We start from the raw sequence: 14,629 nt of genomic DNA, 5'->3' as shown, positions 1-14,629 counted from the left end.
ATTTTCCCTATGGTTTTTTAAAATTTTGCTAGGCCATCGTAGCAAGCTAGTTAATAAGTCGATATTGGGTAAATGCCCTATAGTAATTTACGATGAAAAGTTTAAGATGATTGAATGAAAGAATTAACTTATAAAGAACAATTCGTTGGTGCCATTGCTTTTGCTGGTGATCTTAGTATGGGGCAACCTGTTGAGCATTCACCAAGAGTAACCGTATTAGCGGTAAAATTGGCAAAACATCTTAAAATCAATCCAAGTAATATTGTTAATATTGCTAGAATTTCATTATTACGTTGGGCTGGGTGTACAGCCAATGCAAGAGAGTTTTCATACCTTCTTGGTGATGATATTAGAGGGCGAGCTGAAATGTTAGCTGGAAGAAACCCTTTTGTTAATTCATCAATAGCATCATTATCAGATCATATTATCCCTTTAGCTAATGCCCATTGTGAAGCTATGGCTACCATTGCTGAGCGTGCAGGTATTTATGCTAAAGGCGTATCTAGCGATGAAATGTGCTTAGATGCGTCAATTAATGATTTATTTGAAAATTGGGATGGCTCAGGTTATCCAATGGGTAAATCAGGTGAAGATATTGATCTTTTGTCTCAAATTATTACGGTTGTTAGTGATTTAGAAATTTTTACTAATCAATATGGTGTTCATCGCGCTATTTTATTAATTGATAGTCGAGCAGGTAAAACACATGATCCTTTTTTAGTTAGTACTGTAGTTAAACATGCTTCAAAATGGTTAAGTGAATTAGAACATATAAACTTACTTGATGAGGCTATTCGTTTTGCGGAATTATCATCAACCAATTCAGTTGAAGAACTAGATAATATAGTTACTTTATTTTCAGATTACGCAGCATTAAAGCAACCAGAAGAAATTAAAATTTCTCGTATGTCAGCAAAGTTCGCAGATGATATTGCTAGGAAATTAGGCTTAAGCAAAGAAAAAAGACTTTGCATCGTGCGTGCTGCAAAATTACACCGTTTAGGCTTTGTAGCTCTTTCTAATAGTACGTTATCGGCAAGAACTAAAAACGAAGATTTTCGTTTGGCTTCTTATTGGACTGGGAGAATACTTAATAAAGCACCTGATTTAACTAAAGAATCTCATTTAGCCTCAATGGCATTTGAACGTATTGACGGTTCAGGACATTATCGAGGTTTAGCTGCAAGTTCTTTACCGATTGAAGCCAGAATACTTGCAACATCAGTATTATTATCTGAATTACTTAGCTGTTCGAATATTAAAGAAACTGCCATTAAAAGATTACAAGAGCTTTCATCTCAAGGGAAATTGGATGATAGCGTTGTTGAAATAGCTTGTCTGGTAGTTGATGGTGTAACGACTAGTAATACATCAACTATTAATTTAACTGAGCGAGAACAGGAAGTTTTACAGCGTATTACTAAAGGTTTATCGAATAAAGAAGCGGCAAGGTTACTTGAAATTTCACCTAGAACAGTAGGTGCACATTTAGAAAATATTTATAAAAAATTGTCGGTTTCAGGTCGAACCGCAGCTACAATGAAAGCATTAGAGTATGGTTTAATTTAATAGCCTTATTAGATTTTCATATAAAACAAACAGCAAATAAACCTAGATGTTAAGTCAATTTTTGATGTGGAATTTAAGCACTTGTAAAAAGTAGAGGGAATTTATAGAAAACTTATTAACTAAGCCTGAAGGTATGTAATGGTCAACTCAAATCGGACACTTGCTTAAGCTATTTTTCTTAATATCTGTTGCTCAAATTCCATCGGTGATAAATACCCCAATGTCGTATGTGGCCGCTTGCTGTTGTAATAAGTAAGGTCATCCAAAATACAGAGTTCAGCGTTTTTCTTTGTTCTCAAGCGATAGTAATGCATATGCTCGTGTTTGAAGCTTCTAAAAATCGCTCTGTTGGTGCATTATACCAACACTCACCTTTGCCGCTCATGCTGGGTATCATCTCCATTGTCGAAAGCATGTCCTGGTACTTACCGCTTGCGTATTGGCTGCCTCTATCTGAATGATGCATAACACCAGCATTGGGTTTTCGTCGCCAGTAAGCCATCTGTAGCGCCTGTAAACACATTTCTGGCAATACTTCATCAGCAAGTTTAGCGTTGTCTTTACGTAGCATATCAAGTTCATTATGTTCAGGTAGGTTTAAGCTTTCTTGTTTTTAGCGTCTGAATTGCCATATTTTCTTGATGCCATAAAAAACCGCCTTACTTAGCTTATATATTAAGCATAGTTAAGACGGCTTCAGTATGTGACTTTATTACTCACCCACATTTTTATAATCTTTAAACCAGTTGCTACTCTACAGTTACCGCTTTAGCAAGGTTACGTGGTTGATCCACATCAGTCCCTTTAATCAATGCAACATGATATGAAAGCAGCTGCATTGGTAAGGTATAGAAGATCGGCGCTGTAATTTCACTTACATGCGGCATAGTGATGATCTTCATGCCTTCTGATTCAACAAAACCAGCGTCAGCATCTGCGAATACATAAAGTAGGCCGCCACGTGCACGAACTTCTTCAATATTCGATTTTAGCTTTTCTAATAATTCATTGGTTGGTGCGATAACTACAACAGGCATGTCAGCGTCAATGAGGGCTAAAGGACCGTGTTTTAATTCACCCGCTGCATATGCTTCTGCGTGAATGTAAGAGATCTCTTTAAGCTTAAGCGCTGCTTCCATAGCGATAGGGTAGAACTCACCGCGACCAAGAAATAAAGTATGGTGCTTGTCAGCGAAATCTTCAGCCAGTGCTTCAATGTCTTTATCAAATGATAATGCATTTTCAATTTGTGTTGGTAATGCATGTAGTGCCGTTACGATTTCAGCTTCTTTAGTTGCATCGATAACGTGTTTTTGTTTACCTAATGCGGTTACAAGCATTAATAATGCTGATAATTGTGTCGTGAATGCTTTAGTTGAAGCAACACCAATTTCAGTTCCTGCACGGGTCATAAATGCAAAGTCTGATTCACGCACTAATGAAGAACCGGCCACGTTACAAATGGTCATTACAGCCATGTAACCTTTTTCTTTCGCCAAACGCATTGCTGCTAACGTATCTGCGGTTTCACCTGATTGGGATAACGTGATCAACAGGCTATTCGGACGTGTTACAAATTTACGGTAGCGGAATTCAGATGCGATTTCGACATCACAACTTACACCTGCTAATGATTCAAACCAATAACGGGCTGTCATACCTGCGTTGTAAGACGTACCACAAGCAATGATTTGAATGTGTTCGACTTTCGCTAAGATCTCTGCTGCGTTAACGCCAATACTTTCTGTAATAACGCTGTTAGCTGTCAGGCGACCTTCCATTGTATTGGTTAGTGCTATAGGTTGTTCGAAGATCTCTTTCTGCATGAAATGGCGGAATTTACCTTTATCAGCAGCGTCATGCTCTGCATTCGATTCCGTTACTTCACGTGTTACTGGATTACCATCAATATCAAATACTGACACATCTCGACGCGTAACTTCAGCCACATCACCTTCTTCAAGGTACATGAAACGGCGTGTAACATTAAGCAGTGCAAGTTGATCGGATGCTAAGAAGTTTTCGCCTACACCTAAACCTATCACAATTGGGCTGCCTGAACGTGCCACAATTAATTTACCTGGTTCGAGACGGTTTAGTACTACAGTACCGTATGCACCTTCTAATTGAGCTGCTGTTTTTTGAACTGCATCAAGTAGGCTATCTGTTGAACGTAATTCCCATTCAACAAGATGCGCAATGACTTCAGTGTCTGTTTGAGATTGGAAAATATAACCACGTTGTTGTAATAATTCACGTAACACCTCATGATTCTCAATAATACCGTTATGTACTACTGCAATATCACCTGATACGTGTGGATGTGCATTTGCTTGTGAGGGTTCACCATGTGTTGCCCAACGCGTATGGGCGATACCAGTACCGCCAACAGGCTGTTCAGTGTCAACGGCATTTGCTAGCTCTTGTACTTTACCTAGGCTACGTACACGCTGCAGGTTATTCTCTTGATCAACAATAGCAACACCTGCAGAGTCATAACCGCGGTATTCTAAACGACGTAAACCTTCAACTAAAATTTCAGCTATATCTCTTTGCGCTACTGCACCAACAATGCCACACATGGTCTTCTCCTAAATGTATAAACTTTTTAAACAAGTAATAACCACGTGATAGTGCTGTCTATCGATCCGTGACGACGTTCGTCCTTATACAACTTGTTTTAATGATTTTGAAAGCGAAACTTTTATCATTAAAATATTCAATCGTAACTTAACATTGAATGTATTAGTTACGTTTCATTTAAATATAGTGCGTAATAGTGATTTATCTAGTTTCACTTACCCACTACATGGCTTGATTTAGCAATGAATACCAACTAAGTTTCGTAGTTTCGGTATTTTAGTTTCGTTTGTTTCGTTTGTCCATCTAAAGTTGTAGGTAATAAGTGGTTTGAAACAAAGTAATGAAACAAAGCTAATGAATTAAGAAAAAAAGTAGCATGCTAAGGATCGCTGTCAGTAAGGTATTACGCGTAATCAGAATAAGTAGTACCGCAAAAATAGCACCAATCAGGTAGCTGTTATCCAAATTTAGGTGCAAGGTATTCTCTTGGATAAATACAATCGGCGCTAAAATAGCGGTGAGTACGGCCGGGGCAGAATAACTTAAAAACTTAACTACACTGGGACTAAGACGCAATGGTAACTTAGGTTCAATGAAAATATAGCGACTGATGAAGATAATTACAGTCATTAGTATAATGGTAAGCCAGATCATAAGCCGTCTCCAGGTCTGGTTAATATGGTTTTATTCGGATGCGTTTCATGGGTTAATTTGGCTGTCAACATACCTGCGCTCATGCCAGATAAGGCCGCAATTAATAATCCCCCGGGTATATGAAACAGTTCGCAAAGTACCGCAGTCACTAAAGATACTAATACACTAACTAAAATGGAGGGCGTCTTAATGGAAGGGACGACTAGAGCAATGAAGGTTGCTGCAATGGCGAAGTCTAAACCGAGTTCATCTAAATTAGGGATCCGTTGACCAGCAAAAATACCGACCGCAGAAGCAATATTCCAAATAAGATAAAAACTAAAGCCACCCCCAAATGCAAACCAGCGGTCAAATTTATGCTGTTTGGTTTCACTGCATACGGCAAACAATTCATCGGTGAGTAAGAAACCTAATGTTAATCGCCACCGTAAAGGTAGAGGACTCATTTGATGACGCATGGCCATACCATATAAAAAATGGCGAGAGGTAATGAGCAGGGTAGTTAATAGAATACTCGCCAGTCCAACACCTGATTTGATCATCCCTACTGCAACAAGTTGTGCTGCGCCTGCAAACACAATAGCCGACATCGCTTGGCTTTGAATGACATCTAGCCCTGCTTCAATGGCATAAGAGCCTGCTAAAATACCCCAAGGGATCACCGCAATACTTAACGGCATTGCCGCCGCTGCGCCTTTTAATGCTGATTTTAGTTTAGATGGTGACGCTTGTTCTGAGTTGGACTGTTGATCCTGCATCGCGTTATCCTTGTGATGGCGGTGGTGCACTGTATTCGAGAATATAAAAATACGAAAGGTAATAAAAAACCCAGCGAACTGGGTTTTTAATCGTCATACCTATGAAGATATATTACTTATGATTTATCAGCAATCAATTAGTGCTGCGCTTTGTGTTCGCCGCTGCCAAAGTGCCAATCATAGTGGAAGCTTTGACTTGTATCTTGATCTTTACGACGGTAAGTATGGCCACCAAAGTAATCACGCATTGCTTGAATAAGGCTTGCTGATGAATCTGCTTCACGGTAGCAATCGTAGTAGCTCATTGCAGCGCTAATCGATGGCATCGGCATACCTTGCATGATCGCTTTCGCTAATACTTCACGCCATGCCATTTGGCTTTCAGCTAATGTTGTTGTGAAACGGTCCGCTAACATTAAGTTTAATAACTCTGGTTCAGCTTGGTAAGCTTTCGAGATATCATCTAAGAAGTGAGCGCGGATCACACAACCTGCACGCCATATTTTTGCAATTGCAACGTAATCAAGTGTCCAGTTATGTTCTTTTTGTGCTGCTGACATCAATTCAAAGCCTTGTGCGTAGCTACAAATTTTTGAACAATAGAGTGCGTCAGCCAGTTTTTCTAACCACACGTTGCGGTCTTCGGTTGTTACCGTTGGACCTGCAAGTTTAGTCGCGCCAACCTGGCGGATAGATTTTTGTGTACTTAGGCAACGGGCAAATACAGATTCTGCAATTGCGTTTGCTGGCACGCCTAGCTCGAGTGCTTCACGTGCAGTCCAGTTACCTGTCCCTTTTTGGCCTGCTTGATCCATAATCACGTCAACCATAGGTTTACCTGTTGCTTCATCAACAACTTTAAGGATATTACCTGTGATTTCGATTAGGTAGCTTTGTAATTTACCTTTGTTCCATTTGCTGAATACTTCGCCAACTTCAACTGCAGACATACCTAAGATTTGACGCATGAATTGCACAACTTCAGCAATCATTTGCATATCTGCGTATTCGATACCGTTGTGTACCATTTTAACAAAATGACCTGAACCGATTGGACCGATATATTCAGCGCAAGGTTCGCCTTCTGGTAGAGGCTGATCTACGTGTGTACGTGCAATTTCAATACCTGTGATAGGATCTACTTTCGCAGACATTGCTTGCCACATAGGTTTTAGCCATTCCCAAGCTGATTTGTCGCCACTTGGCATTAACGATGGACCAAAACGAGCACCAACTTCACCGCCAGAAATAGCACAAGTGAAGAAGCTAAACTTACCTGCGTAAGTATCTGCACGTGCAATAGAATCACGCCATTGGCTGTTACCTGTATCAACAACAATGTCGCTTGCTTCTAAGCCTGCTGCAATTAAGTCATTACAAATAATATCAACAACAGGACCCGCTGGAACAGAAAGCACGATTCGACGTGGTGTTTCAAGTTGGTTAATTAGCTCTGCAAGATTGGCAACCGCAATTAATTTTGCTGCTGTTAGAGGTTGATGACGCTTAACGATGTCAGTACGACGGCTTTCGTTAATGTCAAAAGCTGCAACGGAAAATCCACGTTCAGCTAAGTTTAATGCCATGTTGGCACCCATTACGCCTAAACCTATTACTGCAATATCAATATTTTTATTCATCTGGTCCTCTGTGTCTTAGCAAGTCATGAAGGTGAGAATTGGGCTAATGCCTTGTCGTTTAAGGCATGATATAGAAAGTAGAAAAAGATACAATATGAACACTACTGTTATTTACCTTTTTCATTTAAATCGCTATTTTTGATGAGCTAATTTTAAATCATTAAAATTTATATAGTTAATCTGATTATCGAGATGAGATCTGTCTCACATATTCATTGTTAGTTTGAATTTAAGCCTGTCCCTTTCCTGTTCAGTTATACAAGTTTAGCTAAAATTATTTACAGTTATGTCAAAAGTTATACAGACTTTAGTGGTTTAAAGTTAATTAGGAAACTTTACTTACCCCTAATTGTATATAAGTGTAATATGGGTAAGTATTTTATAAATAAGGATATTAGGTGTATGAGTTCCAACAGTCGTAAGTCGGGTCGCGTGACCTTACAAGATGTTGCTAATAAAGTTGGTGTTACAAAAATTACAGTTTCAAGAGCGATCCGTACACCCGAGAAAGTGTCTGAATCATTACGCTTGACGATTCACAAAGCCATTGAACAAATGGGGTATGTGCCAAATCGTGCAGCTAGCATGTTAAGCGCTAAGCAAAGTAAAACGATTGTATTGATTGTTCCTTCCTTATCTAATGGTGTATTTTCTGATGTAGTACGCGGTATTAATGATGTGATGCTAAATGAAGGCTTTCAAATCTTACTGGGTCACTCTGGTTATTCTCTATTAGAAGAAGAACGTTTAATCGAAACTTATTTACAATTTGGTATCGATGGCATCATTGTTTCTGGTACGCATCACACTGAACGCAGTAATCGTTTATTACGTAAATCAAACTTACCGGTTGTTGAGATCATGGAATGCAATGATAATGCGATCGATATGTCGGTGGGGTTAGATCATGCTCTCGCGGGTTATAAAATCACCGAACATCTAATCGGTAAAGGTTATAAAAATATTGGTTTTGCCGGTGCTCGAATGGATTTACGTGCTCAGTTACGTTTAGATGGTTGGCGTAAAGCAATTTGGGAAACTGAATTGAGCGATGAGCGTGTGGTGACCAGTACCTATGCTTCGACTTACCAAATGGGGGCTGATATGTTGACTGAGGTGTTAGGTGAATGGCCTGATACTGACTGCATCTTCTTCTGTAATGACGATTTAGCTGCAGGGGCACTATTTGAGTGTCAACGCCGTAACCTAAAAGTACCGAAAGATATTGCTTTAGTCGGTTTTAACGATCTTGATATTTGTTCTGCGACAAACCCAAAGTTAACGTCGGTATCTATCCCTCGTTTTGATATAGGTGAGCAAGCGGCTAAATTGTTACTTAAAAAAATCAATGATGAACCGATTGAAAATAAGCATTTAGATCTTGGTTTTATTATTTCTGAGCGTGCTAGCACCTAAGTAATACTGATAATGCTTGTGTTTTATTGTGTTAACGGTAACATTGCGTTAGTTGATTTAGAGTGATGTTAAGAAGTAAAGAATATGATAGGCAGAAGTATTATAATCATGGGCGTTTCTGGTAGCGGAAAATCTACGATAGGATTAAAAATTGCACAGCAGCTCGGTGCTAAATTTATTGATGGTGATGACCTACATCCTAAAGTAAATATTTTAAAAATGGCTGCTGGGCAGCCGTTAAATGATATAGACCGTACGCCTTGGCTAGAGCGTGTTCGTGATGCATGTTTTAGCATTGAACAAAAGAATGAAACAGGCGTTATTGTTTGTTCTGCATTACGTAAAGATTATCGTGATCAAATTCGAGATGGTAATAAAGCGGTAACTTTTATCTACTTAGATGGTAGTTTTGATTTAATTTTAACAAGGTTAAAAGCGCGAGCAGGACACTTCTTTATTGGCGATTCCATGTTAAAAAGTCAGTTTAACACTTTGGAGTTACCACTTAAGGATGAAAAATGCGTACTTTCTGTTCCTATTGATGGTACAATTGACGATGTCGTAAGCCTTAGTATTACTGCTTTAACTAGCAAATAGTATTACGATGTTGGACTGATTTTTTACAGGATTTATAAAATATCAGTATCTATAGACCATAAATACAGTCATATTTCAATCAAAATATGACTGTTTTTTTATCTCTGTATTTACCTTTTAAATAAAAGTTAAGTATATGTAACAATAGTGACATAAAAGTTGAAACCATCCGATGATTTGATATCAACATGTAATGTTATCCCTAGAGTTTAGCTCTTTGTAAGAGTAAAATAACCTAGTGGTTATCGGTAACATTACTAATTTGACACATTATCGGGTTTGTCAGAAACAAGGATAGCGCGACCAATGAAAACCATTACTAAAACAATTCTTGCAGCATCAGTTGCAACTATGATGAGTGCATCTGCATTCGCTGCTGAATTTAATTTCAAATTTCAATCATCTGATCCATCGGGTGAAAAAAACTTCCATGTGCAACAAGATTGGGCTAAGCAATTAGAAAAAGATTCTAACGGGCGCATTGATGTGACTATGTTACCAGTAGGTGCCGTAATTAAGCATACAGAAACACTTGATGGTATTAAGTTTGGTGTTTTACAAGGCCACGTTACGGCAACAAGTTTCTTTGCTGGTAAAGATCCAGCATTTGGCTTAATGGGTAACACAGTTGGTGCTTGGTCTGATCCAATACAACTACTGGATTACATGTATAACGGTGGCGGTAACGAGCTAATGCGTGAAATCTATAAACCATATGGTATTTACTATATTGGCGCATCAGCAACGGGTCTTGAAGCATTTGTTTCTAAAGTACCACTTAATGGTGTTGCAGATCTTAAAGGTCTTAAGCTACGCGCACCAGAAGGTCTAGTGCAACAAGTATTTGCAGCAGCAGGTGCTTCACCAGTTAATTTACCGGGTTCAGAAGTATTTACAGGTCTAAGTAAAGGCGTTATTGATGCTGCTGATTACACGGTATTCTCAACGAATCATAAAGCGGGCCTAAATGATGTAGCACCACATCCGGTATATCCAGGTTTCCATTCTTTACCTGCCATTGAAGTTTCAATCAGTGAAAAATCGTGGAACAAGCTACCAGCTGATTTACAAAAAGTAATGCAAGATTCAGTTAAAACATTTGCTTACACTATGGTTGATACACTGAAAAAAGCAGATGCTGAAGCCGTAGCTGAAGCAATGGCAGATTCAAAAATTACAATACATGATTGGCCTGCTGAAGAACGCAAGAAGTTCCGAACTATTGCGCGTAGTCAATGGGAAGTTTACGCAAAACACTCTCCAAATGCACAAAAAGTATATGATTCTGTAACAACCTACTTAAAATCGAAAAACTTGCTGTAATTCAAGTAAGCGTTATATATGAAGGCTGCTTTGCAGCCTTTTTTCCACTTATAAGATGAAAAACTGATGAGTAATCCAGAAGAACTACAGCCAAAAAATCATCTCGATTCAGGCATTATATGGACTGGTAATGCATTAAGTATATTGTTTCTGTTTACGGTATTAATATCGTTTTATGAAGTGCTTATGCGCTACGTATTCAATGCGCCAACTATTTGGGTTCATGAAACGGCTTCCTTTGTTGGTGGGGCTTTATTTGTGATTGGTGGTGCTTATGGATTAGCAGCAGATAAACATGTACGGGTTGTGCTTATTTATGATCATGTATCGGAGCGTACAAAGCAGTACTTGAATGTATTCCACCATATTATGGGTTTATTGTTCACGGTGTTACTTTCTTATGCTGCTTATACCATGATGGAAGGCGCCTGGTATGCACCCTGGGGGGAGATGCGTTTAGAGACATCTGGTTCAGCTTGGAATCCCATATTTCCAGCGCTACTTAAAGCGTTAATTTTTGGTGTTTTATGCTTAATGTCAGTTCAATTTGTGTTGCACCTCATTCAAGAAATCCACGGTTTAGTTAAGAAGAAAAAATAATATGTTTGATCTTTCATCTATTGGTATTGGTTACGGCAGTTTATTAATGCTGGTACTTATGATTGGCCTGTTGCTAACAGGCATGCAGTTAGCATTTGTTACTGGTTTAGTTGCGGTTATATTTACATTCGGTTGGTTTGGACCAGAGGTTTTACCGCTAATCACCAGTCGAATTTATAGTTTTGTTAGTGGGTACGTATTTTTAGCCGTGCCTATGTTTGTATTGATGGCCGCCTTGCTTGATCGTTCTGGTATTGCGCGTGATTTGTTCGATGCAATGAAAAAAGTGGGCCGTAACGTCCGTGGTGGTGTTGCGGTTCAAACGCTATTAGTTGCGGTATTACTAGCGTCAATGTCGGGGGTGATTGGTGGTGAAACAATACTACTTGGTATTCTTGCATTACCGCAAATGCTGCGCCTTGGTTATGATCGTAAATTAGCGATCGGTACAACCTGTGCGGGTGGTGCGCTAGGTACTATGCTACCACCAAGTATTGTATTGATTATTTATGGTCTAACGGCCAGTGTATCAATTGGCGAGCTGTTTAAAGCGTCATTCTTACCCGCCGCGATATTAGCGTTACTGTATATTTTGTATGTGTTAATTCGCTGTTACTTAAACCCGTCATTAGCACCATTACCGACGGCCGAAGAATTAGCTGAAGATGCAGCGAAGGATATTAACTTCAAAAAAGCATTATTATTCCCGATGCTATCTGTTGGGATTGTTCTGGGTAGTATCTACACTGGTATTGCGTCAATTACTGAAGCATCTGCATTAGGTGTTGTCGGTATTGCGATCAGTGCTGCAATCCGTGGTGAACTTAACTGGAACATGCTAAAAGAAAGCTCGATTGCGACTTTACGTACTTGTGGCATGATCATCTGGATTGGCATTGGCGCAAGCGCATTAGTTGGTGTTTACAATTTAATGGGCGGTATTGATTTTGTAAGTGACGGAATTCTGGCTATGAGTGGCGGTAGCCCAATGGGTACTATTCTAATCATGATGGCGGTATTGTTTGTATTAGGTATGTTCCTTGATTGGGTTGGTGTTGCACTGTTAACGATGCCAATTTTTGTTCCGATTGTGGTTGGGTTAGGTTTTGATCCGGTTTGGTTTGGTGTGGTGTTCTGTATGAATATGCAGGTTTCATTCTTATCTCCACCATTTGGTCCTGCTGCCTTTTATCTTAAATCGGTCGCACCAAAAGATATCAGCTTAGGTGAAATATTCAGTGCGCTTGTACCGTTTATCTGTTTACAGGTGGCGGCTTTAGCACTACTTATTATTTTCCCTGAATTGGCATTATGGTGGAAATAAAACCCTCGATATAAAGTATTAGTGCTAAAGCTCTCTGTTAATTATAATAGAGGGCCTTTTTAACAAATTTTTACCCTTTATTACATTTCTTCTATTCTTGATTTAGAACCTATCAAATTTCAGTGAATTACTGGTGTTAACAACCTTAAATCTAATTTATTTCACTTTTATATTGTATTATTACCTATTATTGACTATGTGAATGCGAAAATTAAATAAGCAATATGTTTTCAGATAGTTTACAATTCTTTTAATAATGACAAAGTGTTTAGTTTTTTTTGTTTGTATTAGCATCACCTTGGTGGTTTTCACTGCGATTATGGTGACACTTGTAGACTTGCGTATTAGCGGTGACGCTGATTACTTTAATCGTCTAAAAAGTATTAGCTAAAAGTAAAACGAATGCTTTTTTACTTAATAACTTTTAATGATAGTTCGCGAGAAAATCGTGTTGTGTCAAACAGATCCTGAATCACGGAAGGCTTTATCTATGATCTCATTTATTACCCCACAAAATGCACAAGTAATCAGTGTTACCGGTAAGGCAACTCTCTTCCTTAAACAAGATGAGCAGGTGTTAGTGGATGATTATATTATTCCTGCAGGCGGTAAAATTGACATAACTTCTGGAGCCGAGGTTGTTTTGCAATACGCAGACGGTTCGACTGCTATTATTAATGAACATTATTCAGAGACTAAGGTTTCTACACCTGATGATTCGACTGATTTAGCAAGCCAACAAATAGATGATGAAACATTAAAAGAAATTGAGGCTATTCAAGCACTCATTAAATCGGATGCTGAGTTCATTGATCCTGTTAGTACTGCTGCTGGTAATGTGAGTGATGGGGGTCGTTCTTCTGCGGTATCTTTAGAGCGAAGTGCGTCGGAAACATTAGCTGATGTGGAATTTAATACCACGGCATTTTCTAGTGTGAATGGGGATGACTTTGAAAGCGATGACTCTAGTGATGAAGGGGTTTCAGCTAATCAACTTCCTACATTAACGGTAACACTAGGTAACGATACCGCGGTTAATGATCTAATCACCAGTGATGGAGCTTTAGATATTGGTGGCAAGCTAGATGGCGCCACGATTGAATATAGTATTAATGGTGTCGATTGGAGTGATACTTTTGTTCCTGTTGAAGGTAATAATACGGTTTATGTTCGACAGGTCGATGGCTTTGGGGCTGAATCTTTAACGACGTCTTTATCATTTGAACTTGACACTCAAATATCACCTCCAGTAGTCGTATTAGCAAACGATACTGCTAACAGTAGTGACTTGATTTCAAGTGACGGTACGTTAAATGTGTCCGGTATTGAAAATGGCGCAACAGTTGAATACAGCGTTGACGGTGGTACAACTTGGACTAACAGCTTTAGCCCAGTTGAAGGTGTTAATACAGTTTCAGTTCGTCAAACTGACGTGGCGGGTAATGTCTCTAATAGCAGTGACTTAACCTTCACGTTAGACACTCAAATTGCAGTACCTATAGTTATATTAACTAACGATACCGCTAACGGTAATGATTTTATTTCAAGTGATGGTACATTAGATGTGTCAGATATTGAAAGCGGTGCAACAGTTGAATACAGCGTTAATGGCGGAGATTGGTCGACAGAATATACACCTGTAGAAGGTAATAATAGTGTCGTTGTTCGTCAAACAGATATAGCTGGTAATAGCAGCCAAAGTGCTCCTCTTGAATTTATTTTAGACACTAATGCAACAGACGCCCCGACAATAACCTTTGAATCAACCGGTGATGACGCAATTTATAACGCAGCAGAAGTGGGGGGCGATGGAACTATCACCGCTACTATCACTGTTCCTGATGATGCGGTTGTTGGCGATATTTTAACTTATACAGTTGATGGTGCAGCTCCTATTTCGGTTGAATTGACTGACGTAAATATTGCGACAGATATCAGTGTTGAAGTGGTACCTGGCGATATGGTAACTGCGACGGTAACTGATGTTGCAGGTAATACCTCAGCATCTGTTGATGCTATTGCTGCTGGTGCAGATTTACAAGCCGACGCAGGCACTATCACAATAGCAACGGTTGCTAGCGATGATGTGATCAACGCAGTAGAAGCCGGCGCAGCAACTATTGCTGTGAGCGGTACTGCGACTGGCGGTGATATTAGCACTGGCG

At 39.2% G+C, this 14,629-nt stretch carries 13 protein-coding genes; 7 read left to right on the top strand and 6 right to left on the bottom strand.

Annotated elements, in window-relative coordinates; genetic code table 11:
• Positions 1-114: 114 nt before the first annotated feature.
• Positions 115-1,569 (top strand): HD domain-containing phosphohydrolase, encoded by a 1,455-nt coding sequence (locus BT797_RS03870; RefSeq protein ID WP_075471122.1) that lies wholly within the window; start codon positions 115-117, stop codon positions 1,567-1,569.
• Between the two features lie 164 nt (positions 1,570-1,733).
• On the opposite strand, the gene BT797_RS24685 is transcribed toward BT797_RS03870, so the two are convergent.
• The 6 genes from BT797_RS24685 to gndA form a co-directional block, all read right to left on the bottom strand.
• The gene (locus BT797_RS24685; RefSeq protein ID WP_075471121.1) at positions 1,734-1,883 is read right to left on the bottom strand and encodes an IS3 family transposase; all 150 of its coding nucleotides are present in this window, start codon (positions 1,881-1,883) and stop codon (positions 1,734-1,736) included.
• Positions 1,865-2,140 carry a DDE-type integrase/transposase/recombinase gene (locus BT797_RS03860; protein ID WP_075471120.1) on the bottom strand — a complete coding sequence of 92 codons (276 nt, stop codon included), beginning with the start codon at positions 2,138-2,140 and terminating at the stop codon, positions 1,865-1,867. The genes BT797_RS24685 and BT797_RS03860 overlap by 19 nt, the downstream gene beginning before the upstream one ends.
• A gap of 178 nt (positions 2,141-2,318) precedes the next feature.
• A complete protein-coding gene (glmS, locus tag BT797_RS03855; protein ID WP_075471119.1) occupies positions 2,319-4,151 on the bottom strand; it encodes a glutamine--fructose-6-phosphate transaminase (isomerizing) in 1,833 nt (610 codons plus the stop codon).
• 352 nt (positions 4,152-4,503) lie between these two features.
• Positions 4,504-4,806: an AzlD domain-containing protein gene (locus BT797_RS03850; RefSeq protein WP_075471118.1), complete on the bottom strand. Its 303-nt coding sequence runs from the start codon at positions 4,804-4,806 to the stop codon at positions 4,504-4,506.
• A complete protein-coding gene (locus tag BT797_RS03845; protein WP_045111216.1) occupies positions 4,803-5,564 on the bottom strand; it encodes an AzlC family ABC transporter permease in 762 nt (253 codons plus the stop codon). Before BT797_RS03845 ends, BT797_RS03850 begins: the two co-directional genes overlap by 4 nt.
• Before the next feature lie 137 nt (positions 5,565-5,701).
• Positions 5,702-7,204 carry an NADP-dependent phosphogluconate dehydrogenase gene (gene gndA / locus BT797_RS03840; RefSeq protein WP_045111215.1) on the bottom strand — a complete coding sequence of 501 codons (1,503 nt, stop codon included), beginning with the start codon at positions 7,202-7,204 and terminating at the stop codon, positions 5,702-5,704.
• A gap of 402 nt (positions 7,205-7,606) precedes the next feature.
• Here gndA and BT797_RS03835 point away from each other — a divergent pair, with 402 nt between their 5' ends.
• The 6 genes from BT797_RS03835 to BT797_RS03810 form a co-directional block, all read left to right on the top strand.
• Complete coding sequence (locus tag BT797_RS03835; protein ID WP_075471117.1) at positions 7,607-8,620, top strand: LacI family DNA-binding transcriptional regulator; 1,014 nt, start codon at positions 7,607-7,609, stop codon at positions 8,618-8,620.
• Between the two features lie 84 nt (positions 8,621-8,704).
• Positions 8,705-9,217, top strand: coding sequence for a gluconokinase (locus BT797_RS03830; RefSeq protein WP_045111213.1), 513 nt, complete (start codon positions 8,705-8,707; stop codon positions 9,215-9,217).
• A gap of 306 nt (positions 9,218-9,523) precedes the next feature.
• Complete coding sequence (locus BT797_RS03825) at positions 9,524-10,540, top strand: TRAP transporter substrate-binding protein (RefSeq protein ID WP_075471116.1); 1,017 nt, start codon at positions 9,524-9,526, stop codon at positions 10,538-10,540.
• A 66-nt stretch (positions 10,541-10,606) separates the two neighbouring features.
• Positions 10,607-11,140 (top strand): TRAP transporter small permease subunit, encoded by a 534-nt coding sequence (locus BT797_RS03820; protein ID WP_045111211.1) that lies wholly within the window; start codon positions 10,607-10,609, stop codon positions 11,138-11,140.
• A gap of 1 nt (position 11,141) precedes the next feature.
• Positions 11,142-12,464: a TRAP transporter large permease gene (locus BT797_RS03815; protein WP_075471115.1), complete on the top strand. Its 1,323-nt coding sequence runs from the start codon at positions 11,142-11,144 to the stop codon at positions 12,462-12,464.
• A gap of 490 nt (positions 12,465-12,954) precedes the next feature.
• A partial coding sequence (locus BT797_RS03810; RefSeq protein ID WP_175545647.1) for an Ig-like domain-containing protein occupies positions 12,955-14,629 on the top strand: 1,675 nt, incomplete at its 3' end.

The sequence above is a fragment of the Moritella viscosa genome, assembly GCF_900120065.1.
GTDB lineage: Bacteria > Pseudomonadota > Gammaproteobacteria > Enterobacterales > Moritellaceae > Moritella > Moritella viscosa.
The sequence above is the reverse complement of the archived record's forward strand: the minus strand, read 5'-3'. Positions and strand labels throughout refer to the sequence as shown.